At 45.2% G+C, this 24,092-nt stretch carries 26 protein-coding genes and 1 riboswitch; of the genes, 3 read left to right on the top strand and 23 right to left on the bottom strand.

What is annotated here, in order from left to right:
* Nucleotides 1-52 precede the first annotated feature (52 nt).
* Nucleotides 53-721, bottom strand: coding sequence for a glutamic-type intramembrane protease PrsW (prsW, locus tag BA724_RS12925; protein WP_069939064.1), 669 nt, complete (start codon nt 719-721; stop codon nt 53-55).
* A gap of 75 nt (nt 722-796) precedes the next feature.
* Here prsW and BA724_RS12920 point away from each other — a divergent pair, with 75 nt between their 5' ends.
* The gene (locus BA724_RS12920; RefSeq protein ID WP_069939063.1) at nt 797-1,750 is read left to right on the top strand and encodes an asparaginase; all 954 of its coding nucleotides are present in this window, start codon (nt 797-799) and stop codon (nt 1,748-1,750) included.
* Nucleotides 1,751-1,765: 15 nt separating this feature from the next.
* Here the strand turns inward: BA724_RS12920 and BA724_RS12915 are convergent, their stop codons facing one another.
* The 6 genes from BA724_RS12915 to BA724_RS12890 all read right to left on the bottom strand — a co-directional run bounded on the left by BA724_RS12915 (nt 1,766) and on the right by BA724_RS12890 (nt 7,405).
* Nucleotides 1,766-2,743 carry a YpdA family putative bacillithiol disulfide reductase gene (locus BA724_RS12915; RefSeq protein WP_069939062.1) on the bottom strand — a complete coding sequence of 326 codons (978 nt, stop codon included), beginning with the start codon at nt 2,741-2,743 and terminating at the stop codon, nt 1,766-1,768.
* A 73-nt stretch (nt 2,744-2,816) separates the two neighbouring features.
* The gene (locus tag BA724_RS12910; protein WP_069939061.1) at nt 2,817-3,701 is read right to left on the bottom strand and encodes a MerR family transcriptional regulator; all 885 of its coding nucleotides are present in this window, start codon (nt 3,699-3,701) and stop codon (nt 2,817-2,819) included.
* 66 nt (nt 3,702-3,767) lie between these two features.
* The gene (locus BA724_RS12905) at nt 3,768-4,532 is read right to left on the bottom strand and encodes a metallophosphoesterase (RefSeq protein ID WP_069939060.1); all 765 of its coding nucleotides are present in this window, start codon (nt 4,530-4,532) and stop codon (nt 3,768-3,770) included.
* A 30-nt stretch (nt 4,533-4,562) separates the two neighbouring features.
* Nucleotides 4,563-4,841: a hypothetical protein gene (locus BA724_RS12900; protein ID WP_069939059.1), complete on the bottom strand. Its 279-nt coding sequence runs from the start codon at nt 4,839-4,841 to the stop codon at nt 4,563-4,565.
* A 75-nt stretch (nt 4,842-4,916) separates the two neighbouring features.
* Nucleotides 4,917-6,359, bottom strand: coding sequence for a RecQ family ATP-dependent DNA helicase (locus BA724_RS12895; RefSeq protein WP_069939058.1), 1,443 nt, complete (start codon nt 6,357-6,359; stop codon nt 4,917-4,919).
* A complete protein-coding gene (locus BA724_RS12890; RefSeq protein WP_083256223.1) occupies nt 6,356-7,405 on the bottom strand; it encodes a YpbB family protein in 1,050 nt (349 codons plus the stop codon). The genes BA724_RS12895 and BA724_RS12890 overlap by 4 nt, the downstream gene beginning before the upstream one ends.
* 203 nt (nt 7,406-7,608) lie before the next feature.
* Here BA724_RS12890 and BA724_RS12885 point away from each other — a divergent pair, with 203 nt between their 5' ends.
* Complete coding sequence (locus BA724_RS12885; RefSeq protein ID WP_046180478.1) at nt 7,609-7,857, top strand: ferredoxin; 249 nt, start codon at nt 7,609-7,611, stop codon at nt 7,855-7,857.
* 40 nt (nt 7,858-7,897) lie between these two features.
* Here BA724_RS12885 and BA724_RS12880 read toward each other — a convergent pair whose 3' ends face one another.
* The 12 genes from BA724_RS12880 to BA724_RS12825 all read right to left on the bottom strand — a co-directional run bounded on the left by BA724_RS12880 (nt 7,898) and on the right by BA724_RS12825 (nt 19,601).
* Complete coding sequence (locus BA724_RS12880) at nt 7,898-8,470, bottom strand: ECF transporter S component (protein WP_069939057.1); 573 nt, start codon at nt 8,468-8,470, stop codon at nt 7,898-7,900.
* A 148-nt stretch (nt 8,471-8,618) separates the two neighbouring features.
* Nucleotides 8,619-8,749, bottom strand: a riboswitch (FMN riboswitch).
* A 44-nt stretch (nt 8,750-8,793) separates the two neighbouring features.
* On the bottom strand, nt 8,794-10,572 hold the full coding sequence (locus BA724_RS12875; protein ID WP_069939056.1) for an ATP-binding protein: 1,779 nt from the start codon (nt 10,570-10,572) through the stop codon (nt 8,794-8,796).
* Nucleotides 10,569-11,285, bottom strand: a complete 717-nt coding sequence (locus BA724_RS12870; protein ID WP_069939055.1) for a response regulator transcription factor — start codon at nt 11,283-11,285, stop codon at nt 10,569-10,571. The genes BA724_RS12875 and BA724_RS12870 overlap by 4 nt, the downstream gene beginning before the upstream one ends.
* A gap of 81 nt (nt 11,286-11,366) precedes the next feature.
* Nucleotides 11,367-12,554, bottom strand: coding sequence for a c-type cytochrome biogenesis protein CcsB (gene ccsB, locus BA724_RS12865; protein WP_069939054.1), 1,188 nt, complete (start codon nt 12,552-12,554; stop codon nt 11,367-11,369).
* Nucleotides 12,555-12,569: 15 nt separating this feature from the next.
* Nucleotides 12,570-14,186, bottom strand: a complete 1,617-nt coding sequence (gene resB / locus BA724_RS12860) for a cytochrome c biogenesis protein ResB (RefSeq protein ID WP_069939053.1) — start codon at nt 14,184-14,186, stop codon at nt 12,570-12,572.
* 13 nt (nt 14,187-14,199) lie between these two features.
* Entirely contained in the window at nt 14,200-14,736 is a 537-nt protein-coding gene (gene resA / locus BA724_RS12855; RefSeq protein ID WP_069939052.1) for a thiol-disulfide oxidoreductase ResA, read from the bottom strand.
* A gap of 120 nt (nt 14,737-14,856) precedes the next feature.
* Nucleotides 14,857-15,588: a pseudouridine synthase gene (locus BA724_RS12850; protein WP_069939051.1), complete on the bottom strand. Its 732-nt coding sequence runs from the start codon at nt 15,586-15,588 to the stop codon at nt 14,857-14,859.
* 524 nt (nt 15,589-16,112) lie between these two features.
* Nucleotides 16,113-16,622, bottom strand: coding sequence for a spore maturation protein (locus tag BA724_RS12845; RefSeq protein WP_069939050.1), 510 nt, complete (start codon nt 16,620-16,622; stop codon nt 16,113-16,115).
* Nucleotides 16,622-17,203 carry a nucleoside recognition domain-containing protein gene (locus BA724_RS12840; protein ID WP_069939049.1) on the bottom strand — a complete coding sequence of 194 codons (582 nt, stop codon included), beginning with the start codon at nt 17,201-17,203 and terminating at the stop codon, nt 16,622-16,624. The genes BA724_RS12845 and BA724_RS12840 overlap by 1 nt, the downstream gene beginning before the upstream one ends.
* Nucleotides 17,197-18,249, bottom strand: a complete 1,053-nt coding sequence (locus BA724_RS12835) for a D-alanyl-D-alanine carboxypeptidase family protein (RefSeq protein ID WP_069939048.1) — start codon at nt 18,247-18,249, stop codon at nt 17,197-17,199. The genes BA724_RS12840 and BA724_RS12835 overlap by 7 nt, the downstream gene beginning before the upstream one ends.
* A gap of 54 nt (nt 18,250-18,303) precedes the next feature.
* The gene (gene scpB / locus BA724_RS12830; RefSeq protein ID WP_069939047.1) at nt 18,304-18,876 is read right to left on the bottom strand and encodes an SMC-Scp complex subunit ScpB; all 573 of its coding nucleotides are present in this window, start codon (nt 18,874-18,876) and stop codon (nt 18,304-18,306) included.
* Nucleotides 18,873-19,601 (bottom strand): segregation/condensation protein A, encoded by a 729-nt coding sequence (locus BA724_RS12825; protein ID WP_069939046.1) that lies wholly within the window; start codon nt 19,599-19,601, stop codon nt 18,873-18,875. The genes scpB and BA724_RS12825 overlap by 4 nt, the downstream gene beginning before the upstream one ends.
* Before the next feature lie 145 nt (nt 19,602-19,746).
* Here BA724_RS12825 and BA724_RS12820 point away from each other — a divergent pair, with 145 nt between their 5' ends.
* Nucleotides 19,747-20,262, top strand: coding sequence for a DUF309 domain-containing protein (locus tag BA724_RS12820; RefSeq protein ID WP_069939045.1), 516 nt, complete (start codon nt 19,747-19,749; stop codon nt 20,260-20,262).
* 7 nt (nt 20,263-20,269) lie between these two features.
* On the opposite strand, the gene BA724_RS12815 is transcribed toward BA724_RS12820, so the two are convergent.
* From BA724_RS12815 to BA724_RS12800, 4 genes are all read right to left on the bottom strand, one after another.
* Entirely contained in the window at nt 20,270-20,623 is a 354-nt protein-coding gene (locus tag BA724_RS12815) for a GNAT family N-acetyltransferase (protein ID WP_069939044.1), read from the bottom strand.
* Nucleotides 20,624-20,819: 196 nt separating this feature from the next.
* Nucleotides 20,820-22,139, bottom strand: a complete 1,320-nt coding sequence (gene lysA, locus BA724_RS12810; RefSeq protein WP_069939043.1) for a diaminopimelate decarboxylase — start codon at nt 22,137-22,139, stop codon at nt 20,820-20,822.
* Between the two features lie 106 nt (nt 22,140-22,245).
* Nucleotides 22,246-23,661 carry a spore germination protein gene (locus tag BA724_RS12805; RefSeq protein ID WP_069939042.1) on the bottom strand — a complete coding sequence of 472 codons (1,416 nt, stop codon included), beginning with the start codon at nt 23,659-23,661 and terminating at the stop codon, nt 22,246-22,248.
* A 14-nt stretch (nt 23,662-23,675) separates the two neighbouring features.
* Nucleotides 23,676-24,092, bottom strand: a complete 417-nt coding sequence (locus BA724_RS12800; protein ID WP_083256221.1) for a stage V sporulation protein AB — start codon at nt 24,090-24,092, stop codon at nt 23,676-23,678.

The following is a 24,092-nucleotide window of genomic DNA, read 5'->3' as shown; positions in this document are numbered from 1 at the left end:
TCAACGTCTTTTTTTATACGAAAAAAAGAGACTCTCCATAGAGCAGCCTCTTTTACATTTTCAGGCGATGATAAACATCTGTCAGCACATGCGCTTTTTTTACTTTTCTCATTGCAAACCACCATAAAAACAGCATGAACGGCACCATATAGTAGATCCATGTGCTTTCAATAAACAAAATATAATCAAATGAACCGTGCAGGAAAAACGGCACAAAAAGAGCAGCAGCGAGCATTTTCTTTTCCAAATGACGTTCCCCAAACTTTGCACGGCTGAAATAATAGCCCATAATGGCACCAAACAACGCATGGCTCGACACCGGCAAAAGAGCTCTCATAAACGCATATTCTACTCCATGCGCCACCAAATAAAGCACATTTTCCGCCGTTGCAAAACCGAGCGATACACTTGTCGCATAAACAATGCCATCATAAGGCTCGTCAAAGTGCGTGTGCGTGTAAATAAGAAAGTACAAAACGAACCATTTCATAAATTCTTCCGGCATGGCCGTCGCTAAAAAAGCCTGCATGAATCCGCTGCTGACGATTTGCTCTTCGTCAAGCACATACTGTAAAAACATAACCGGAAACGTGACAACAATGCCATATAAAAAGGCTTTGGCCACCGTGGCAACCGGTTCAGTTTCATAACGGTCACGCAAATAAAAAAAGACCAGCAGCGCAAGACCGGGTGCAATTCCCGCTGAAAGAATCGGGATCATACACGTTTCCTCTTTTCTTTCTGTTTTTTCCATCGTATCATGAGACATGAAGAATGAAAATAAGGAGTATAAAACATGTCGAAAAAACACATTTTACTGCTGCATACAGGCGGCACAATTTCCATGAAAGAAAATGCCGATACGGGCGGCGTAGCCCCGGGCGGCAGTAACCCGATTGCTGAAGTGATGGACCTCCCTGGTGTTGATGCCCGCTATACGATTAAGGAGCCGTTCCAAATCCCTTCGCCCCATATGACCGTAGAAAATATGATAGCGCTGAAAAAAGAAATTGAAGCATCGGATGCAGATGGCATTGTTATTACACACGGAACAGACACGTTAGAAGAAACAGCTTACTTTCTTCATTTAGTCCTCGATACATCCATTCCCGTTGTCCTCACAGGCGCCATGCGTTCGAGCAACGAAATCGGGGCGGACGGCCTTCCTAACCTGATTGCTGCCGTTAAAACAGCAGCCAGCAGTGACGCAGAAGGCAAAGGGGTTCTTGTTGTCATGAATGAAACGATTCACAGCGCTGCACTCGTGACGAAAACAAACACCGGCCGCCTTGATTCATTTAAAAGTCGTGACGGGGGGCCGGTTGGTACAGTGTTGAAAACAGGACCTCATTTTTTCTTCACTCCATTCAAAACGGATGCGTTCTCTATCCAACGATTCGATTATCATATTCCTATTTTAAAAGCATATGCCGGCATGGATGCTTTTTTAATCAACCAGCTTACAACGTGTGACGGTGTAGTCATTGAAGCGATGGGACAGGGCAACGTACCGCCTGAAGCGGCCAAAGCGCTCATTTCTCTTATTCAATCCGGGATTCCGGTTGTGATTGTTTCCAGATGTGGCAGCGGCATCGTACAGCCGGTCTATGCATACGAAGGAGGCGGAGCAGTATTGAAAAAAGCAGGCGCCCTTTTTGCAGACGGATTAAACGGCCAGAAAGCGCGCTTAAAGCTGCTGGCAGCCCTCTCAGCCGGCTACAGACAAAACCTTAATGTGATTTTTTCATAAGAAAGAGGCGGAGCATTATGCCCCGCCTCTTTCCCGTTTTTCAATTGCAGCTGCAATTTCACGGCCATGAAAACGGCCATTTTCAATGAAGATTTCATTCGCATTATTACCGGCTGCAATAACGCCGGCAATAAAAATATTTTCCACATTTGTTTCTTTTGTTTGTTCGTCGTACACCGGCCGTCCTGTCTCCGAGTCGATGCCTACACCCATTTTCTTCAAAAATGCATGATCCGGATGATAACCGGTCATCGCAAACACAAAATCATTATCAATGATCTGCTCTTTCCCATTAACTTTGTACATAAACGAGCCTTTTTCAATTTTCTCGGCTTCCGCGTTAAAAATCATATCAATTTCACCGTTCCTGACGAGCGCCTCAAATTCAGGCAATATCCATGGCTTCACACTCGGCGAATACCCGTTTCCACGGTAAATTACCGTCACCCGCGCGCCCGCTTTATGCAGTTCCAGCGCCGCGTCAACAGATGAATTTTTCCCGCCAATAACAACGGTATCTGTATCAAAAAATGGATGTGCTTCTTTAAAATAATGAAAGACATGATCCATTTCTTCACCCGGAATATTCATATAGTTTGGATGATCATAATAACCGGTTGCAATGACAACATACGGCGTTTCATATGAGCCTTTCGACGTATGAACATGAAAAAGCCCACTTTCCTGCTTCTCGACCCGCTCAACTTGTTCAAATCGATTAATGCGGAGTTCTTTCAGCTTGACGACTTCCCGGTAATACACAAGCGCCTGATTCCGGTGAGGCTTTCGTTCTTCAATAATAAAGGGAACATCGCCAATCGCCAGCTTTTCGCTTGAGCTGAAAAATCTCTGGTGGGTTGGATAGCCATAAATAGCATTAACAACGTTGCCTTTTTCAATCACAAGCGGATTTTTGCCGATTTCTTTTAATGCAATGGCCGCCGCCAGTCCGCACGGTCCGCCGCCGACAATAATACATTCTTCCGTTTTCATTTCATCCGCTCCCGTTCTTTTTCTCTGCACAATCTATTGTAGAAAAAAAGCCCGGATATTTCAATTTCGCCGCTTACAGCCGGCTGCTCATCCACTTATTCCATTCACTTTGGCTGCCGCCGACTACATATTGTGCCGCGCGTTCTGGGATCCGTCCGTTCATTGCTGCGCCGCCGATCCCGATATCTATTTTTGGATATTTTTCTTTTAACTCATCAGCCAGCTGCAAGGTCGGTTCTAAGTTTTGGAGAAGTGTACAGGACAGAAATAAAAACTTCGGCTGTACTATTTCTGTAACTGTAAAAATGTCGCCTTCTTTTAAACTTGCTCCTAAGTACACGACTTCATAGCCAAGACGTCTGACAAACAGCGTAAAAATGAGCAGGCCAAGCTCATGCCATTCATCTGGTCCGCACACCGCGATGACTTTCGGCAGCACACCATTATGCGGAAATGAATGCATGACCATGCCGATGCGCGAGCGCAAAATAGACGTCGCAAAATGTTCGTGGGCGGTTGTAATCTCGCCGCCTTCCCAAAGCGTTCCAATCCGTACGAGCAGCGCCGCTAAAATATTGATCGTTACATTATCAATCGTATAAAGAGCAAATGCTTTATTGATCAACTCCTGCGCTTTTACTTCATCGAATCGAAGCAGCGCCTGCAGCAGCTCTTCCGTCAGTGCCTCATGCTGGCTTGATTCCGTATTCGGCAGATAACTGGGCGCATCGTTATGCTGATCGAGCAATGACGCCGCCTGGCTGATTGTAAAGCCCTGCTGTACCTTTTCCGAAAGCCATTTCAGCTTACGAATATGTTCATCGGTGTAAAGGCGGTGGCCTGCTTCGTTACGAACGGGCTCCAATATGTCATAACGCCGTTCCCAAGCCCGGAGTGTCCCCGGCTGAATCCCGGTAAGCGTTGATACCGCTTTAATGTTATATTTCCCTTCAGTCATAAAGCTCTTTCCTTTCACGGATACGTTGTACAGTTATTATACAAGCCGGTTCATTCCGCGTAAAATTTAGATCGTCTCTTGCGGACGGCAAATGGTAATGAGGTGTGTTTCAGCCCGTGCGCCCAGCCGGAACGGAACACCTGTCGTACCATACCCGTTTGAAACAAGAGTATGAATGCCGTTCACTGTTTTCCAACGCCCTTTTTCATACATCCCAAAGCGTCCCAGCCGAATTTGGCCGCCATGTGTGTGCCCGCTGAGTACTACAGCCACTCGATCTTCCGGCTGAATGGCCCGGATAAAAGCCGGATTGTGACTGGCAATAATTTTATATACGTTTGAAGGCACATCGTTAAAGAGAGCGGCTTTATCCGTTTTTCCTTTGCTTAAGTCATCTGTTCCGAGCAAGTACACATCATCCGTCAATGGAAACGATGCATTTCTTAATACCGTCACGTTCCATTCTGAAAAAATGACGGACAATTGGTCAAAGTCTACTTCATAATCATTGTTGCCTGGAACAAAATAAACAGGGGCGATTGATGACAGACGTTTTATATTTTCTTGAATGCGGCGGATTTTCACACCGCCTTCACACAAATCACCGCCAATAATAACAGCGTCAGCCCGGCTGGCAACACTGGCTATAATCGACGGATGAATCAGTCTTCGATGAATATCAGAAATAAAAAAAAGCGCAAGCGGCGCTTTTTCCGGAAATCGATGATCAGCCAAAACCGTTTCTTTTACTTCATTTCGAAATGCTTCTTTCCACATATATAAACTGGCTGCCGCCAATGGAGACGCAGCTAACATCAATTGCTTCCACATAAATTCTTTTCATCCCTATCCCGTCTTTTACTATTCTTGCTGACCCGCCTTATCCTGAACAGCATCAGACTGTTCATTCACAATTTGGTTGACCACCGGCTTTTCTTCTTTAAACATATAAACGGCTAAAAAAGGTGAAGCGATAAAAAAGACAAGCAGTGCGGTGATTAGCGGATAATGACGCTTTTTTTCTGTTTTTTCTTTAACAGGCCGCTGCAGCGTTTCACCTTCTGCCAAAACAGGTTCTTTTATTTTTTCAAGCGGCTGTTTATGCTGTTCAGCTATTTCACGATAAGGGTCTTTCATCATCATCGTTCCTCCCGTCGTTATCGTAAAAAGAAATTACTTATTATTATACCCGAGATCTTCAAATTGGGTAATAGGTCAATGTCCCGGCAAAAGAAGATTTAGCCGCTCACGCCAATTGAGTTGATCGGCTTCTTCCTTTACCTGCCGGCTTTCCTTATAAAGTGTCCGGTCGAAACCGCAGCGATCGCAGCAATTGAGCTGATTAGGCGGCGGTTCATCAAAAAATTGCATATAAGCGGCGCGGCGGCAGCTGTCTGCTTCAATCCACCGCTTCATCTGAAATCTTTTTTCTGCTTTTCTTTCCAACAGCGTCGTTCGAACGTCTTTGATGAATGTTGCTCTTGATTCGCGGTGTTGATCTGCCGCCTTTGCGTAATGGACTAAAAATCGTTCCTGTGTTTCAGAAAGCGGCGGCTGGACATCACGTGGGTGAAGGCCATATTCAGTCACCTGGCGAATTTGCCCTTCATCTGGAAATTCCGATTCTGCAATAAACTCGTGAAGCTTTTCATCTCCCGGTACATACAACAAAATCGAAATAGCTGGCTTGCCATCACGGCCTGCCCGTCCAATCTCCTGCAAATAGGCTTCCATTTGTGATGGCAGATGATAATGAATAACAAACCGGACGTTTCCTTTGTTAATTCCCATGCCAAATGCACTTGTCGCACAGACGACATCAAGGTCGCCGTTTAAAAATTGATGCTGGATTAACAGGCGGTCCCCTATATCCATTCCTCCATGATAAAAAGCGGTCCGGGTGATTCCATGCTGCTTCAAATATACCACTGCTTCTTCTGCCGATTTTCTCCCCGAGAAATAAACAATACCCGGTTTTTGCAAAAAATGAACAATCTCTTGCAGCCGTTTTTGTTTTTCAAGCGGCTCTTGAAGCACTTCAATATCAATCGCGATATTAGGACGGTTCACAGAAAAGACCCATTCTGACACGTCATCCAAACAAAGCGTTTTACGTATATCGGAGCGTACTTTTTTATCCGCCGTTGCAGTTAGGGCGAGCGTCAACGGATTACCAAGCTCTTTCCTTGCTTTGCCAAGCAGACCGTAATCCGGGCGAAAGTCATATCCCCATTGAGAAATGCAGTGTGCTTCATCGACAACAAACAACGCGATGGAACGTGCGCAAAGAGCGCTAATCACATAGGGCAGCTGCAGCATTTCTGGTGATAAGAAAATAAATTTATATTGTTCAAGCTGCGACAGTGCCGCATGTTTTTCTTCGTATTGCAGAAAAGAATTTAGCGCGATCACCCTTTTTTCGCCTTTTATTTTCAGCTGTTCCACCTGATCCTGCATAAGCGACAGAAGTGGGGACACGATCAATACGGCACCGTCGAGCATAAGACCAGGAAGCTGATAACAAAGTGATTTCCCCGTCCCAGTCGGCAGCATACTAAGTGTATGCCGGCCGTTTAAAAGTGATTCAATCGTTTCGCGCTGACCAGGACGAAAGGACGAAAAGCCAAATGTATGATGAAGGTGTTCATCAATCGTCATTTCAATCCCCTGCTTTCTTTTGCTAAAACAAGCCGAATTTGAAAATAAGAATGATCCGGCAATTGATCTTTAAGAGGTTTTAACTGGCGGGCTGTGCTCGTTCCTCCGGCTTGTAAAACAGCCGCTTCTTTTTGTTCATCAACAAAGGGCCTGATAGAAAATTGCGGATCATTCAGTGCAAGTTCCACAACGTGGTCTTCGATTGTGGCCTGCTTGAGCCGTCTTGCTTCGGCAATTTGTTCAATTGTCATTCCTTTATGTAAATAGCTGGCCGTTTTCCTGGCAGATTCGGTCAGCGGAACTGAAACGGTAATTCCCTTTAAAAGCTGTTTTAAAAGCGGAAGCTGACCGTCGTCTTCTGTCGCTGTTTGAACGATGGCATGCAGGCTGTGTAAAAAACGAAACCAATATTCCGTTGTTTCCATATTGAGCATTTCTGCTGTCTGCCATGCGGTTCGGCCGGTTTGACCATGACCGGAAAAGCGAAGCAGCAAACAATCGGGCTGTTCCGGCTGCTGCTCAAACACATGTGAGAGTTCCCTGTTTAGCTGATCTGCAAGTGCTTTTTTTTCAAACGGGCTTTCTTTTATAAAATGCTTTACCCAACTTTGCACTTGCTCGTCACGAGTGATGGGGTAATAGGTACGATCTGAGTAAGCAAGGTGTGAGACAACCTGCACAATGAGCTGCAGGCGGCTAAAAAAAATGGGTGCCGTGCCAGCCAGCTTCCATCCTGATAAAAATGGAAAACAGCCAGTTTTTTGGAATACGCCGGCCATTGCGTTTCTTCCTTTTTCCGTCACAAATAAACGCTGCCGCTCCCCTTCTAAGCAGCCTGTTTGAAGCAATTGTTGAATAAGCTGATCGAATGTATCCATTTTAAGAAAAGGAGCTGTTTGAAACCATTTCGCCAGCTTATATAAATGAGCATCCTGAATTGTCTGGGCGGACTTTTTTCCTTTCAACAAATGAAAGACAGATGAAGCGGTCCGTTCCCCTTCTACTTCTTTCAACATATGAAGTATCACAGCGTCAAGACAGCGCACATTTATCCCACCCTTCTTTTACAGCGATAGTGTATCACAAAACATGCGTTCCTGTCTTTATTTTTTATCGTCCCCCATATGAAAGCTCTTTCATTAGGGCGGCGAGAAGTTTTTTATTGAAAAGTAAATTAATCGGATTTAAAATGAAGAATAGAAGTGTTTTCAACTACGCTTACTGACTGATTTTATAGGAGGTTTAAATCTTGGCGAAATATACGATTGTCGATAAAGACACATGTATCGCTTGTGGCGCCTGTGGTGCTGCGGCCCCTGACATTTATGATTACGATGATGAAGGCATTGCGTTCGTTATTTTGGATGAAAATGAAGGCACAGCCGCTGTTCCAGATGTACTTGAAGAAGACATGCAGGATGCATTTGAAGGCTGCCCGACTGATTCGATCAAAATTGCAGATGAACCATTTGACGGCGACGCATTAAAGTTTGAATAGAAAAAAAACCGGTGTCCTGAGCGGGCGCCGGTTTTTTTGTTCATGAAGCAGCAAGCTTTTTCGTCCAGATGTGGAGACGAGTGAAAATCATGTAAAACACAACCCCTACAATCACGCCTTTCACGAGGTTGAATGGCAAAATACCCGCTACAATCATTTGGCTCATTTCCGTACCGCTCATTGCCGGAGAGCCAAGAAACAGTGTGTACGCCGGCAGGATAACAAAATAATTCATAACACTCATAATTGCTGACATGGAAACAACACCCGCCAAAATGGCAAATGGCATGGATTTTTTTGATTCAAAGCGTTTATATACGTAATAAACAGGCAGAATAAACGTCACACCAGCCGCAAAATTGGCCAAGTGACCGACTGGAACGCCAGTGGGACTGCCTGTCATAATAAAGTTCATGACATTTTTCAAAAATTCTACGGTAATGCCGGCTACAGGACCAAAAACAATTGCCGCAAGCAGCGCCGGCACATCACTAAAATCAATCATAAGAAAACCCGGAAATGGCGGGATCGGAAAGTTGAGCAGCATCAACAGGTAGGAAAGCGTTGAAAGCAGCCCGACAGCCGTTAATACACGTACATTGTTCTTCTTCATTGGTCATTCTCCTTCTTTTTCATCCATCTCTTCAGAAGGAAGGCACACGCAGCCACAAAAAGCAAATTCCCCTTAAGCAGCAGCTTAAGGGGAGAAAAGTCATGCATGAAAAAACGTTCTTGTATTGCTTTTTTGAACGCAGGCATACCTTCATCTTCTCCCATCCAGACTATACTGTCGGCTCCGGAATTACACCGGATCCTGCCTTATCGGCTCGCGGGCTCAAGGACCATGTCCATTACCGCCGGTCGGGAATTTCACCACGCCCCGAAGATGAAATGATTTAATTTGACTCCCATTATCTCAAAAGTGAAATAAAATTGTCAAGCCTGGCGTGGCAGCGTAAAGAAAAAGACCGTGCCATGCCCTAACCGGCTTTGTACTTTGATTGTTCCACCGTGTGCATGAACAATATTTTTAGCAATAGACAAACCGAGACCTGTCCCAGCTATTCCACGTGTCCTTGCTTTATCTGCTTTATAAAATCGTTCAAACACAAATGGCAGGTCCTCTTCCGGAATCCCGGCTCCTGAATCTTCAACCTGAATAAGATGATAATCATCCTTTACTTCATGAACAACCATGACACGTCCATTATCTGGTGTGTGGCGGAGTGCATTATCAATCAAGTTTGTCAGCACCTGCTCAATTCGGTCTTCATCGATGAGTGCGGCCGTTTGAGTATGAGCGGTTTCCGCTGAAAGAAAAATATTCTTTTCTTTGGCAAGCCCTTGAAATTTATTTGTCACACGCTGCAAAAACGGCTCAAGGGCGGTTTCCGCTTTGTTTAATGTAATATGGCCGGCCTGCATCCGGGCAAGGTCAAGTAATTCATTGACAAGACGGCCCATTCGCAGCGACTCTTCATGGATAATTTGCGCGATTTCACGCTTTTCTTCTTCCGTTGCCGCAATGTCATCGACAATCGCTTCGCTGTAACCCTGCATCATCGAAATAGGTGTCCGCAGCTCATGTGAAACATTGGCGATAAAGTCTTCCCGCAATTTGTCAAGTCTTCGCTCTTCCGTCATATCCCGGACAACCGTGACCGCACCCCGGACAGAATCTGCGTTATAAAGCGGGCTGACAATGATGACATATGAACGACCCTGCATCGTTAGTTCGCCTTCTTGCTCGGTTTCTGTTTTCACTGCTTTCTTAAATAAATCCTGCAAAAGCGTCGGCGTTTCTTCTCTGGCCCCGTTCGTCTTTTTTTCAAAATTCCAGTCATGTAAAAATTGCCGCGCCGGCGGATTTGTAATTAAAACATCCCCATCCTGGTCCAGCGTAATGACTCCGTCTGCCATTGAGCTTAAAATACTCGACAGCTGCTCTTTTTCCTGATTCAGCGCATGAATATTTCCCTTTAGCTGATACGCCATCCGGTTGAATGATGTCGCCAGCGCACCAATCTCATCATTGGTTAAAATCGGCACTTTCGTATCAAAGTGCCCTTGCGACAATTCGGTGGCGGCTTCCCGCATTTTACGAAGTGGCGCTGTTACACGTGTTGAAAGGAAAAACGCAAAAACCGTCGTTAAAATAATGGCAATGCCGGCAGCAATTAAGATGAGTTTCGTTGTCTGCTCCGTAGTTTCTTTCATGACTCCAAGTGACTGATAAATAAAGACAGCGCCATTCTCGCCGTTGTTCAACTGAAACGGAACTCCGACGATAAACGAATTTTCATACCGGCTGTCTGTATCTGTTTCGCTCCCTATATTGATCTCTGCTTCTACTTTCTTTTGATTGTCAAAAACAGCGGACAGCTTCGGGTCAGTTGTAATCGTTTCCCGGCTGATTTTAGACTCATCTGCTTCCAAAGGGTGAAAATGAAAAACCTGCTCATTTTCAGCGATTAAAATGTGCGCCGGGTCGTCGACCAGCTCCCAGGCTACTTCAAGTCCCGTTTGTTCATTTTCGTGGTTTTCAATGACCGCGGCAATTTTTTCAGCTGTATTTTCAAGCTGCTGCTCTACTTGTGAAATGTGGTAGTTCTCAAAAAACTCCAATAACAAAATTGTTAAAAAGGCCAGCACAAAGGAAACGAGAAGCAGGATCGTGATCCATAGCTTCCCGACAACACTTCTCCATATTTTCATTCATTCCCTACCTCGAACTTATAGCCGACACCCCAAACCGTTACAATCATTTTCGCAGCTTCCTCAGACACTTTGTTCAGCTTTTCCCGCAGCCTCTTCACATGCGTGTCAACTGTTCGTAAATCACCGAAAAATTCATAATGCCACACTTCTTTCAGCAAATGCTCCCGGTCAAACACTTTATCTGGCGCTTTGGCGAGAAAATAAAGAAGCTCATATTCTTTCGGCGTCAAATTCACTTCTTCGCCGTCTGCCGTTACCCGATGGGCGTCATTATCGATCGTCAAATGATTGTACACAATTAAATCTTTTGATTTTGTATCCGTATGTAAATACGTTGTTGGTGAAGAGCGCCGTAAAAGCGCTTTTACCCGCAGCACGACCTCACGCGGACTAAACGGCTTGACTATGTAGTCATCAGTGCCCACTTCAAACCCCTGTACCCGGTTTGCTTCCTCACCTTTTGCTGTCAGCATAATGACCGGTGTCGCTTTCGTTACCCGCAGCTCCCGGCATACTTCAATGCCATCTTTGCCCGGCATCATGATATCAAGCAAAATACAGTCATACTCATTTTCGAGTGCTTTTTCGAGCGCTTCTTCCCCGTCCGCCGCCTCATCAATGATATAATTTTCACGTTCCAGGTACATCCGCAGCAGCCGGCGAATTCGTTCCTCATCATCAACCACTAAAATGCTTAATTCTTTTTCCAAAAAATTTTCCCTCCCAATACGCACAATATCTACTATTATAATACAAAAAAAGCCCCCCGCCAAAGACGGGGAGTTAATTTCTTATGCGTATGAATGTAATCCGGCAATAACAAGGTTAACCGCAACAAGGTTAAACATAATAATACCGAATCCTATAACAGCCAGCCAGGCAGATCTTTCACCGTGCCATCCTTTTGACAAGCGTAAATGCAGGAAGGCTGCATAAAACAAGAATGTAATAAGCGCCCATACTTCCTTAGGGTCCCAGCCCCAAAAGCGTGTCCAGGCGATCTGCGCCCAAATCATCGCAAAAATAAGCGCACCGAGTGTAAAGACAGGAAAACCGATTAATACAGAGCGGTAGCTAATTTCGTCAAGAAGATCCGAGCTAACATTCCGAACGAGCGGCTGCAGCAGCGCTGCGACTCTTTTTCTCGTAATCAATCGAATCAATACATATAAAATTATACCGCCGGCAAGTGACCATAATACCGTATTTAACTTTTTCGCATTGATAAATGCTGGCATATCAGCAAGCGGCTCCATTTTTTCTGCCGTCAAAAGTGTACCTTCGTTCGGCCCTACAAGTGCCGGTAATGTGAATTCCTGCTGTGCAGCTGCATCTTCTTTATTGACGTACTCAAACTCTGCTTTATAGTCCGCCAGCGCAAAACCACTCGTAATCAAAATAAACGCAACAACCGATACAATAAAAAACATAACCGCTTCAAGCCATTTTGTTTTTTTTGTACTGACGGATTGATCAATGTTTTTAATTAAATAAATGATGCCGGCAATGAAACTGATTGCAAGTATCCCCTGTCCAGCTGCCGCTGTTGTCACATGAATGTGCAGCCAGTCACTTTGAAGAGCCGGAATAAGCGGGCTGATTTCGCGCGGAAACATGCTCGCATACGCAATAATAATAACCGCGATTGGCAAAGCAAACAACCCGAGCACCACTGTTTTATAAATAAAGAAAATTAAAATAAACGAGCCAACAATCATCATCCCAAAAAACGTTGTGAATTCAAATAAGTTACTGACCGGCGCATGGCCTGCTGCCGCCCAGCGTGTAAAAAAGTAGCCAAGCTGCGCCGCAAATCCAACAATGGTAACGATAATGCCGAGTCTGCCCCAGCGGTTCACAACTTCCCCATCACGCAGCCCTTTTTGGCGAATTGAACCACCAAAAAGGAACGTGGCGACTAAATATAAAAGAAAAGCTGCATAGAGCAGCGTACTGCTAACGCCTGCTAAATCTGACATTGAGCGTGTGCCCCCTTAATCCTTTTGTCTGTCCTCCGGCTCCGGAATCGCTGTGCCGTTCAGAACAGAGTGAATTTCACGTTTTAACCCGTGCCAGTTTTTGTTCGTATGGCCGGCCACATATATACGTCCTTCTTTTTCCCGAATCCATAGACGCCGGTGATTCCAGTACGAACCTTGAATAACGCCGATCATAAAAACAATGCCGCCGACCGCTAAAATTGGAAGCGTTAAATCTTTTCGGATTGTTAAGGCGGATACGTCACGGGTTTCTAAGTTTTTAAATGCCATTTTATATTCGGTTTCACCAAGCGGTTCCATCGTGTTGCGAATTTGGGCAAAGCTCATTTCCCCGTCTGGCGTTTCCGGCGTGATCATATTAAAAAGAAATGCCGGGTTGTTTGGCAGTGGTGATTTTGATACCGGTTCGCCTGATTCGCTAAACCCATCAAAATCCGGATAATAGCCACGAAGCTCTACTTTATAGCCGCTGCCAAGATCATAGGACTCTTGCTGATCAAACAAATCGACGACAATTTCACCGAACTCTTCACCGGTTTCTTTGTTTGTCAGCGCAAAATGCATCGCTTTCATTTCGTCCTGGCGGAAACTTGTTTGATACACAGCAAACTGGTCAAACTTCATCGGCTGGTTTACTTGAATCGACTTCGCCTGTACTTCTGTCAGTTCTGGCTCGGCACCAGGAAGTTCATTGTTTTCATCCCGATACAATATCGCATCGGTCTGGTAGTTTTTCGCCACCGTTCCCACCCGGTCAATCGCTTCGTCAAATACTTCCGGATCTTCGCCTTCTTCATAATTCTCTAAAGTGAACTCATTATTTTTCACGTAATAGGCGCCATCTGTGCCCGGCACTTGAAGCGTTTCCCCTTCACGAATCCAAAGCAGCTCATCTATGTACATGCCTGGAACTGACCGAAGCAATGCGCCAAGAAGGAAAATAATTAATCCCACATGGTTCACATATGGACCCCATCTTGTAAATCTATTTTTTTCCGCCAAAAGCGCGCCGTTTTCCATGCGGACTTTATACCGTTTTTTTGCCAGTTTCACTTTTATTTTTTCTATTTCCGAAGCTTGCAGTGTACCTTCCTGCTCCGCAAACAGCCGCTGCTTTTTCATAAATGATTCATGGCGGTCGACCCGCTGGTTTTTTAACGCACGGTACAATGGAACAACCCGGTCAAGACTTGCGATCACAAGCGACACACCAAGTGCCGCCACGAGCGCACTGAACCAGACTGAGTTATACAAATCATGAAAGCCGATCATGTAATAAATTTTGCCGAATTGGCCGTATACATCTTCATAATACATTTCGGCCGGCATATTGGATGGGATGTAAAACTCCTGCGGCAAAATTGTCCCGAATGATGCGGCAACGAGCAGGAGGACGATGATCCAAATGCCTACTTTCACCGATGAAAAGAAATTCCATACTTTATCAATGATCGTTTTGTTGTACGTTTGCGAGCGGCGCGCACTTCCTTCATAGCGCATATCAACGAACTTCTCTTGTTTTGCTTTTTCCGTCAGCGCCCGTCCGCACGATTCACATAAAATCGTGCCGTTCGGATTTACATGGCCGCATTCGCACTTCACTTTCCCCATACGAAAACTCCCTTTACGATGATGGCTTTACCCGTTCAAACAACGCTCGCACCTGCTCTTCTTGAATTAAGCCGCCGATCACTATTTGATCAATCGTTCCGTCTGGCTTAATCATAAACGTCGTCGGAAGTGGGTCAACCCCGTACGTATCCATCACTTCTTTTCCCGAATCAATGGCAATCGGGAATGTCAGGCCGTACTGTTTTGCAAAATTATTTACTTGAAAATCCGACTCGCCTACATTGACAGCCAAAATTTCCACCTGGCCTTCATACTCATTTGCCAGCTTTTCCATATGCGGCATTTCTTCCTTACACGGTTCACACCAAGTGCCCCAGAAATTTAAAAAGACCCCTTTTCCTTCATAATCCGAAAGCTGGTGTGTCTCCCCCTTTAAATCCGTTAAAACGAAATCTGGCGCTTTGTCTCCTGCCTCCAACGCACCACGTGACTCTTTTGTTACATTCGTATAAAGTGCATAAATGACAAGTCCGGCCAGCACTGCTAAAATCGCTGCCCGCATATAAAGCCGTTTTTTCTTTTTATCCATCTTTCAGCCTCCAAGCCCGCTTGCATTATACGGACATGTGTAAAAAACTACGTATATTATATCATTACTTCTTACTTCTAAAGAAAACAGTCCTCTTTTTTAATGTGACAGTTTTATGACTTAACGCAGTGCGCCTGTTTCAGCAAGTGTGCGCAGCTGCTTAATTTCATGCGCTGTCAATTCACGGTAATCGCCTGCGTTTAAGCCGTGCAGCGTTAAGTGGGCAAACCGGTCGCGGCGCAGCTTTTGCACGGGGTGCCCGATCGCTTCAAACATACGGCGCACTTGACGGTTGCGTCCTTCGTGAATCGTAATTTCAAGCAGCGAACGGTTTTTCTTCCGATCGATCGATAGTTCTTTTACTTTAGCCGGGGCGGTCATGCCGTCTTCAAGCTTTAAACCGGACATAAGCCGTTTCAAAAGATGCCGCTGCACGATGCCTTCTGTTTTGGCGATATACGTTTTATCCATTTCATAGCGCGGGTGCGTCATTAAGTTGGCAAATTCACCGTCATTTGTTAACAGAAGAAGACCGGATGTATCATAATCAAGGCGTCCGACTGGAAAAATGCGCTCCTCTACTTCCGGGAAAAAGTCAACGACCGTTTTTCTCCCTTTGTCATCCGTTACCGCTGAAATGACCCCGCGCGGCTTATAAAATAAATAATATACTTTCCGTTCCCGTTCGACTGGTACCCCTTCTACACGTACATCATCATGTAAGCCAACTTTCGTGCCAAGTTCGGTAATTTTTTTGCCGTTAACGGTTACCTTTCCTTCTTCAATAAGCTGTTCTGCTTTTCTGCGCGATGCGATTCCTGCCTGCGCGATCACTTTTTGCAATCGTTCCATCTATTTCACCTCTATAATTGTCTTTTCGTCCATTAAGCATTATGGCACAAATATCGAAAAAGGAAAAGAAAACTTAAAAAGCTTCCCGTAGCCGCCTGGAGCTGGACAAAATAAAAAACCTGGTTATAAAACCAGGCTTCAAGCTGTAGACAAACTGTTTTTTAGCATTGGGCATATTAAAAAGACTCGAAAGGATTTAGTTTGGTCGTATCTTTCTTTTTATAAAGGCACAAAACCGCTATTTCGCTTCTGCTTATTGCTTTTCAAAACTACTTGGTGAAGGCTGCCGGACACAGACTCCCTGCAGGAAGGACAGTGAGTCGGGAGACTCCTTTCGCACTGTCCGGGAAAGCAAAGTCCAACAGGCTTCACCTATCGGCTTTAAGTAAAAAACAAAGCAGGATCTCTGCAAACGTCAATCTTTTTCCGTAAACAAACGTTTTTGCTGAGAAGCAGCGTTTGACTTTGTCCCCACTCTGAAATCTGGTTTTAAAAACAAGGCATTTGCTGGCAGCCTGATCTGCCTATAAAAGCCAGGATGCGGCAATAATGGCAAAGAAAAATGCTGCTGCATCAGCCAGCAGGCCAATTTTCAGCGCATCTCCGGTTTTTTTAATGCCAGCTGCCCCAAAGTAAACAGCGAGAACATAAAGCGTCGTATCTGTACTGCCCTGCATAATAGCGGCAAGTTTCGCAATATACGAATCTGCACCGTGCTCTTGCATTAACTGATCCAGCATCGCCAGCGTCGCTGAACCGGAAATGGGGCGGATTAGTGCAAGCGGCACCACATCCGCTGGAATACCGAACAGGGACAGGAACGGTGCCATCCATGAAGCAAGCTCTGCAGCAGCCCCTGATGCGCGAAAAACAGCGACCGCCGCCATCATGATAACAAGATGCGGCACGATTGCGATCCACATGTACATCCCTTCTTTCGCTCCATCCGTGAGCGTTTCATAGATGTTCACGTTTTTATAAAGTCCAATTCCGATAACAGCCGCAACAATCAAAGGTATGAGCCAGACTGCCATTACCGTATCCTTTTATGCGCATAATAGCGGTCAAGAAGAATAGCAAAAAAGGCAGACATGACCGTCGCAAATAGTGCAGGCAAAATAATATCCGTCGGGTTCGAGGCGCCGTGCTTTAAACTAATTGCAATAACGGTTGTCGGAATCAATGTGACCGCTGCTGTATTCAGCGCAAGAAATGTCACCATTGAGCGGCTTGCTGTGTCTTGATCCCCATTGAGCTTTTTCAGCTCCCGCATCGTTTTTAGACCAATTGGTGTGGCCGCATTGCCAAGCCCGAAAAAATTAGCCGCCATGTTTGAGGCAATATAGCCAAATACCGGGTGTCCATCCGGTATTTCTGGAAAAAGCCGCCCGAGCAGCGGCTGAACTGTATTTGCAAGTGCTTTAACAATGCCCGCCCCTTCCGCTGTTTTCATCACACCAGTCCAAAACAGGAGAATGCCTGCAAGTGAAAGGGCCAATTCAATAGACTGCTCCATTGACTGAAAAAGAGCCTCGTTCACATCCGCCATCGTTCCATTTACAGCCGCAAAAAGAAAACCGCTCAGCATTAAAAAAGCAAACGCCGCACTTACCATACGATCAGCTCCTTTTTGATTTTTGTCCAAAAAGATGGCGGGCTGCTTTTCGTTCGATAAACGGGGGTCGACGCTTTTTTTTCTGTTCCGATCCACAATTCAGCGGTTCCTTTTTTATTGGAATTGAGTACAATTCGAAGATAAGCCGATTTTTTTTCCTGATTGGTCATCGGATACCGGACCTGTTTTTTCGCATAAAAGGAGTCGGCTTCTCCCGGTACAGAAAACGGTGTTTTTCCGACGATATCTGTTTGTTTATAAGAAGAAAAGCCATAGTGAAAAAGGGATGTATGATCGAGCCAGTCATCTGGCGCATTCAATGTCACCGCAACCAATCCCATGCCGTTTTCTTTAGCCGTTGTCACAAGCGTGCGCCCCGTTTTTTTTGTAAAACCAGTTTTTCCGCCCGTAATGATACCACCATCTCGAACGAGCCGGTGTTTATTTTCCCATACGCGAATGGGTTTGCTTTTTGTTTTATATACGCTGGTCGAAACAATCTTCCTATAAGCTTTGTTTTCCATCGCTGCCGCAGTCAAAAGTGCCATATCATAGGCGCTTGAGTAATGAGCAGGATCATCAAGCCCATGCGGATTCATGAATGACGTATTGCGCATACCAAGTTTTTTTGCTTTTTCATTCATCAAAACGACGAACTCCTCGGTTGACCCGCCAACATATTCGCTAATTGCCGTAGCCGCATCGTTTCCTGAGCGGAGCATTAATCCGTAAACAAGCTCTTCAAGCGTCAGCTTGTCTCCTTTTTCCATATAAATGCTAGAGCCTTCCACTTGACGGGCATGATCACTAATCACCACTGTTTCGTTCATCCGGCCGGACTCAATGGCAAGAAGCGCCGTCATGATTTTTGTTATGCTCGCGATCGGCCGGCGTACATGTGCATCTTTTTGAGCCAAAACCCGGCCGCTTTCCATGTCCATTAACACCGCATTTTGAGCTGAAAGAGACGGTTCTGCTTTTGTCACTGATGGCATGATGACCAGCCCCAGGAGCAGAATGAAAGCGAACAGCTCTCTTTTTTTCATGAGTCCGCTCCTTTCCTTTTTCACTACTATATGAAAAAAGAAAGATCGGCATGCCTACTCGTCGAGTGCTTCTTCAAACCGGCCGAAAAACAGATCTGCTTCTTGCTGCATCGAAACATCGCCTTCTTCGAGCGGCGGCAAATCAGCAATGCTCTTTAACTGGAAGGCATCCAAAAATTCAGTCGTTGTGGCATATAAAATCGGCCGCCCCGGAGCATCCGCTCGGCCCGCTTCTTCAATAAGCCCGCGTGCACAAAGTGTTGCAATCGGCCGTTCGGTCTTGACTCCACGGATGTCTTCCACTTCAATACGTGTAACCGGCTGATTGTACGCAATAATCGCCAATGTTTCTAAAGCGGCTTGAGACAGCGTTTTTGGTGATGGCTTTTCAGCGAGCTCCTGAATATATGCGGCATTTTCTTTTTTGGTCATCATCCGGTATTCATTCCCAAATGATGTAATCATGATGCCTCTAGCTTGATCCTGTTCAAATGCTTCCATCATCGACTGAAGAATTCCTGTTAGTTCGTCTATTGGAATATCAAGAACTGCCGCCATTTGGTCAACAGTTAGCCCTTCGTCTCCCGCTGCGAAAAGCAGGCTTTCAATAATGCTTTTATTTTTCATGTTTCGTTTCCTCCAACTGTCACGTACAGATCGGCAAAATTTCCTTTTTGCGAGACGATAATCTCGTTTTGCTTCATCAATTCTAAAATAGCCAGAAAACTGACAACGAGTTCATTCCGTTCACTCGAATCAAACAAGTCATCAAACCGGATCGGCTCTTTAGAAGCCGCTAATTTTTCTTTCAGCACATTCATTCTTTTTTCCACCGACAGTTCTTCCCGCCGGACTGTCGCTTTTGGCGGCACTGCCAATTTTTTACGGCGTGTCATTTTTTGAAACGCCCCAAGCATATCAAAAATGGACACATTCAGAGGTCCTTCCGCATTAGATGAAAAAAGCTGGTCTGCAGGCGGCCGTGAATATAGCTTTGTCCGCTCTTCTTCTAATTCATGCAGCCTGCCAGCCGCTTCCTTGTATTTTTTATATTCAATTAAACGGCGGGCCAATTCATCCCTCGGATCTTCTTCCTCTATATAGTCGTCTTCCTCTGACGAGTGATCCGGCAAAAGCGAACGGCTTTTCATCGCAATTAATGTTGCAGCCATAACAAGGTATTCACTCGCGACATCCAGTTCAAGCTGTTGCATCGTGTTTACGTATGCTAAGTATTGATTCGTAATTTCCGCTGCTGGGATATCGTATATATCTATTTCAAGCTGCTGAATTAAATGAAGCAGCAAATCAAGAGGCCCTTCAAATGAATCAATTTTCACTTTATATTCCATCGTTCGCTCTCCTGTACTCATTACATTTTTAGCACCCTGTCAAGTATAGTCTATTTCACAGGATCTTTCAGCGTTTAAAGTTGAGAATATGAGGAAAACATGATAATCTTAATTCTAATCCGACCACTTGACTGGGGGAAAATGAATGTACTCATATCCTGTGCCTTATCTTGCCTTTTTGGCACATTTTCATATTGACCATGATTATTTTGAATGTCACGAGCTGTTAGAAGAACATTGGAAAGAAACAGATGGTGCCCGTGATTCCATTTGGGTCGGCCTCATTCAGTCCGCCGTCTTTTTGTATCACTACCGGCGTGGAAACAAGACAGGAGCGCTCCGTATGGCGCAAAAATCATTGCGCTGCCTCAGCCATAATGTGCAGGCACTAGGCCAGCTCGGCATTGATCCGGAACCATTTTTATTTTCCATCCGGCAAACGGCTGATCAAATGAAAAACGGTGCTCCATTTGAACCTATCACGATTCCCATCGCAGATGAACGGCTTAAAAAAGAGTTCAAGCATTTTACCGCGACCTTTGAACCAGAATTGAATGAACGGTTTTTAATAGATAAACATGTGCTGCGTGACCGTACAGACGTGTTAAAAGCCCGCGCAGCCGCCATAGCATTAAAAAAAGCCGGTAAGGTGACGATATAATCGTCCTTTACCGGCTTTCTTTCATGCATTTTTCAAAAAATCGGTTCGTTGCTTCATTTGGAGCAACGGTCCGATCCGAAAATAATTTTGTCACAGCCGCAATCATTTCCGTTCCAATTCCTTCATCGCGAAAGGACGGATTGACTGCAATATGCAAAATTTCAGCTGTTGTTTCACTGACGGCCACGCCAATAACGCCGACAAGATCTTCGTCCACTTTCCAAAGAAACAATTGTCTGCCGTCATTTGCTTCGTAACTCTCAATCGTTTCTTTTAGTGTCCGCAGCTCTTTCTCACGGGGCATATAGGAAAGCAGACCCATTGCAATCTTCTTAAACGACTTTTTATATCGAATCAGCATATAAAATCCCTCTTCAATTAGCAGGATTTACCTGCCTAATATCGCCACGTTTCTTATCTTACTAAATCCAAGACACAATCGCAAGGGCTTTCCTTTAATTTACAATAAAAAACCAGTAATAAAGCCCCCAGCCCAATGCCATCACTGTCAAAATAACAAGTAGAATAATATTGTTTTTCATATTATATGTCCTCGATCAGTTTGTTTGCGGCAGCCCAAGTGGCAAGTCCAATTTTATTAAATCATCAAACGTTTCACGGCGAATAACGAGCTTTGCTTCACCCTTTTCAGCAAACACAACCGGTGGACGAGGAATCCGGTTATAGTTATTGGCCATTGAATAGCCGTATGCTCCGGTGCAAAACATCGCGAGCAAATCACCCGTATTCGCTTTGGGAAGCGGCAAATCCCATATAAGCATGTCTCCGGATTCACAGCACTTCCCAGCTATTGAAACCGTTTCTTCAACCGGATCATTCACTCGATTTGCCAGCACTGCTTCGTATTTCGCTTCATACAATGCGGGACGAATGTTATCACTCATGCCGCCGTCAACCGCCAAATATTTGCGCACATTCGGTACATCCTTTATCGATCCCGTCTCATAAATGGTAATGCCGGCATCGCCAACAAGAGATCGGCCAGGCTCAATCCAGATTTCGGGCATCTTGAGCCCGCATTTTTTCGTTTCGGTTTGTACTTTGCGAATAATTTCTTCAACGTATGCGGCGGGCTCAAGAGGATCATCTTCAGCCGTGTAACGAATGCCAAAACCACCGCCCAAATTTAATACTTCTGATTCGAACGACAGTCGATTATGCCAGTCCGCCAATTTTCCGATAATTTTTTCGGCAGCAAGAATGAAACCGGTCGTTTCAAAAATTTGTGATCCAATATGGCAGTGAAGGCCGAGCACATGAACAAATGGCTTTTTAAGCGCAATGGTTAACGCTTCTTCCGCTTGGCCGTTGTTTAAATCAAAGCCAAATTTTGAATCTTCCTGGCCGGTTAAAATATAATCATGTGTGTGTGCTTCAATTCCTGGTGTAATACGCAGCAAAATGTTCATCGCCTGACCGCGCGCTTCACTGATCTCACCGATCATGTCCAGTTCAAGAAAATTGTCCACCACGATACAGCCTATGCCCGCATCAAAAGCCATTTCAAGCTCTTCACGACTTTTATTATTTCCATGAAAATGAATGCGCTCTGCCGGAAAGCCCGCTTTTTGGGCGGTGTACAATTCCCCCCCTGAAACAACGTCAAGAGACAGCTCTTCCTGCTCCGCCAGCTGCATCATGGCAACCGATGCAAATGCTTTGCTTGCATACGCCACTTGCGCGGTTACACCCAATTTGTCAAATGTCTGTTTAAACCCTCTCGCACGCTCGCGAATAAGTGCAACATCATATAAATAAAGCGGCGTACCAAATTGAGCGGCTGCTTCCACCACATCAACACCGCCAATTTCCAAATGTCCGCGGTCATTTACAGCCGCTGTTCCATATTTATGCATATGTATAATCGCCCCGTTCTATTATCGTTATGCCGTTTGCCCGGCATGAGAATAAAAGTACTATATCATACATTCACCCCCTGCTCAATATATGAAAAATCACCGGTCAGCGAGAATCGATCCGGTTAATTTCCGGAATTCCCGTCTGCTCCGGTGCCTGTCGTCTGATCAAAATCGACCAAAGAGAAGAAGCGTCAAAAGGAATAAGCGGCCATAAATAAGGGGCTCCGAACGGTTTTAAGCGAACAAGGTATAAAAAAACGATCATCACAGACACGACAAATCCGGCTGGCCCGAAGAAAGCGACAGCGAGAAGCATAAAAAGACGCATGATTTTATTCGCCAGCCCCAGCTCATAGCTCGGCGTTGAAAACGTGCCAATAGCTGCAATGGCTGTGTATAAGACAACTTCCGGTACGAAAAGACCTGTATCAATGGCAATTTGTCCAATTAAAATGGCGGCAACGAGGCCCATTGCAGTTGAAAGCGGCTGCGGCGTGTGAATCGAGGCAACACGCAGCCATTCAATCCCTATATCTGCAATTAAAAGTTGAACGGCAAGAGGAATCTTCGTTTCTTCGTTCGGACCGATAAAAGAAAGCGCCTGTGGAAGCATGTCAGGATGTTGTGAAAACAGGAGCCAAAGCGGCAATAAAAATAGAGACATCCACAAACCGATAAAACGAAGCAGCCGAATGAATGTCCCTGCAGCCGGCAGCTGCCGGTACTCTTCTGCATGCTGCAAATGCTGCCAATAAGTAGACGGCATAATCATGACAGCGGGAGAAGTATCCGTATATAAAAGTACGTGCCCCTCCATCAAATGAGCGGCAGCAATGTCTGCTCGTTCTGTATACCGGACAAGCGGATATGGGTTATAGCGCTGCTTAATTAAAAATTCTTCTATTGTTTTGTCTGCCATTGGCGTACCGGCTGTTTCAATGGACTCGACTTCTTTTTTTATTTTATCAACCAGGTCCTTTGATGCAACACCATCCATGTAACCGACAGCAACATCCATTTTCGAAACGTCCCCTGCTTTCATCATTTCGAACCGGAGACGGCCGTCGCGAATTCTTCTTCTTGTCAGGGCGGTATTGACGATAATATTTTCAACAAATCCGTCTCGGGAGCCCCGCACAACCTTTTCAGTGTCCGGTTCTTCCGGCTGCCTGCCCGGGTAACTTCTTACATCTATGATAAATAAGGAGCCCGGTACTGCAATAACGATAAGCCCGGACATCATCGCGACCGGCAATTTAGAAAGATCATCGACTTCTTCGACTGCCTGGTGAACGAGATGCTCCTTGACCAAAGTGGCGGACGATTCTTTTCGCTTTTTTTCAAGTGATACGAGCGATTCGATAATCTCGATGATAAACCGGGTATCACAAAGCCCGTTAATAAAATAAAGATGAAGCGGCTCTCCGGCTACTGTGAGCCGCCTTACGCCTGTATCAAAGCTTTTGCCAAGCCCTGCTTCTTTCTCTAAATACGCATCAATTTCTTCAGGCCTGATCATTGTAATGCCTCCTTTTACATCGGTGAAAATACGATCCATTGAATGAGTGAGCCAGTCATTTTGCCAAGTGCCACAGCCATCATCAAAATGTTAATATCGGCAAACACACCGGCTCTCCTCGCTAGTATCGGAAAGACATTTAGTACTTCTGTTAATGCTGCTGCTGCCATGCCGATAAACAATCCACTAAATAAACCAACAAATGCAGTCGTAACAGCCGGCCAATGAAGATCCACATTAAAGATGTGTAATAGTGTCCCTGCTACTACACCGAGCACGAGTGACAGCTCATACAAATGAATGGATGATGTTGTTTTTGTCGCCGACATCAGCCTGGGAATAACCCCGAGTACTGTAATAAACGCAACGTATCCTGCGCCAGTAGCCAACCCGCCGGATAATCCTAAAAAAAGGATGATAGCAATACTCAT

Source organism: Domibacillus iocasae (assembly GCF_001750285.1).
Taxonomy (GTDB): domain Bacteria; phylum Bacillota; class Bacilli; order Bacillales; family Domibacillaceae; genus Domibacillus; species Domibacillus iocasae.
Note: the sequence above shows the minus strand (reverse complement) of the source record. Positions and strands in the feature narration are given on the sequence as shown.

What these genes read in the sequence shown, in the direction of transcription:
- BA724_RS12845 (WP_069939050.1), bottom strand. Translation starts at nt 16,622, where the DNA reads ATGGCAGTCTGGCTCATACCTTTGATTGTTGCGGCTGTTATCGGAATT.
- BA724_RS12815 (WP_069939044.1), bottom strand. Translation starts at nt 20,623, where the DNA reads ATGCTGATTCGATATAAAAAGTCGTTTAAGAAGATTGCAATGGGTCTG.
- resA (WP_069939052.1), bottom strand. Translation starts at nt 14,736, where the DNA reads ATGGATAAAAAGAAAAAACGGCTTTATATGCGGGCAGCGATTTTAGCA.
- ccsB (WP_069939054.1), bottom strand. Translation starts at nt 12,554, where the DNA reads ATGTCAGATTTAGCAGGCGTTAGCAGTACGCTGCTCTATGCAGCTTTT.
- BA724_RS12820 (WP_069939045.1), top strand. Translation starts at nt 19,747, where the DNA reads ATGTACTCATATCCTGTGCCTTATCTTGCCTTTTTGGCACATTTTCAT.
- BA724_RS12915 (WP_069939062.1), bottom strand. Translation starts at nt 2,743, where the DNA reads ATGAAAACGGAAGAATGTATTATTGTCGGCGGCGGACCGTGCGGACTG.
- BA724_RS12875 (WP_069939056.1), bottom strand. Translation starts at nt 10,572, where the DNA reads ATGAAAATATGGAGAAGTGTTGTCGGGAAGCTATGGATCACGATCCTG.
- BA724_RS12825 (WP_069939046.1), bottom strand. Translation starts at nt 19,601, where the DNA reads ATGGAATATAAAGTGAAAATTGATTCATTTGAAGGGCCTCTTGATTTG.
- BA724_RS12850 (WP_069939051.1), bottom strand. Translation starts at nt 15,588, where the DNA reads ATGGAACGATTGCAAAAAGTGATCGCGCAGGCAGGAATCGCATCGCGC.
- scpB (WP_069939047.1), bottom strand. Translation starts at nt 18,876, where the DNA reads ATGAAAAATAAAAGCATTATTGAAAGCCTGCTTTTCGCAGCGGGAGAC.
- BA724_RS12800 (WP_083256221.1), bottom strand. Translation starts at nt 24,092, where the DNA reads ATGAGTATTGCTATCATCCTTTTTTTAGGATTATCCGGCGGGTTGGCT.
- BA724_RS12910 (WP_069939061.1), bottom strand. Translation starts at nt 3,701, where the DNA reads ATGACTGAAGGGAAATATAACATTAAAGCGGTATCAACGCTTACCGGG.
- BA724_RS12905 (WP_069939060.1), bottom strand. Translation starts at nt 4,532, where the DNA reads ATGTGGAAGCAATTGATGTTAGCTGCGTCTCCATTGGCGGCAGCCAGT.
- BA724_RS12880 (WP_069939057.1), bottom strand. Translation starts at nt 8,470, where the DNA reads ATGAAGAAGAACAATGTACGTGTATTAACGGCTGTCGGGCTGCTTTCA.
- BA724_RS12900 (WP_069939059.1), bottom strand. Translation starts at nt 4,841, where the DNA reads ATGATGAAAGACCCTTATCGTGAAATAGCTGAACAGCATAAACAGCCG.
- BA724_RS12895 (WP_069939058.1), bottom strand. Translation starts at nt 6,359, where the DNA reads ATGACGATTGATGAACACCTTCATCATACATTTGGCTTTTCGTCCTTT.
- resB (WP_069939053.1), bottom strand. Translation starts at nt 14,186, where the DNA reads ATGGGGAAAGTGAAGTGCGAATGCGGCCATGTAAATCCGAACGGCACG.
- prsW (WP_069939064.1), bottom strand. Translation starts at nt 721, where the DNA reads ATGATCCCGATTCTTTCAGCGGGAATTGCACCCGGTCTTGCGCTGCTG.
- BA724_RS12805 (WP_069939042.1), bottom strand. Translation starts at nt 23,661, where the DNA reads ATGATCAGGCCTGAAGAAATTGATGCGTATTTAGAGAAAGAAGCAGGG.
- BA724_RS12840 (WP_069939049.1), bottom strand. Translation starts at nt 17,203, where the DNA reads ATGGTAAGTGCGGCGTTTGCTTTTTTAATGCTGAGCGGTTTTCTTTTT.
- BA724_RS12835 (WP_069939048.1), bottom strand. Translation starts at nt 18,249, where the DNA reads ATGAAAAAAAGAGAGCTGTTCGCTTTCATTCTGCTCCTGGGGCTGGTC.
- lysA (WP_069939043.1), bottom strand. Translation starts at nt 22,139, where the DNA reads ATGCATAAATATGGAACAGCGGCTGTAAATGACCGCGGACATTTGGAA.
- BA724_RS12920 (WP_069939063.1), top strand. Translation starts at nt 797, where the DNA reads ATGTCGAAAAAACACATTTTACTGCTGCATACAGGCGGCACAATTTCC.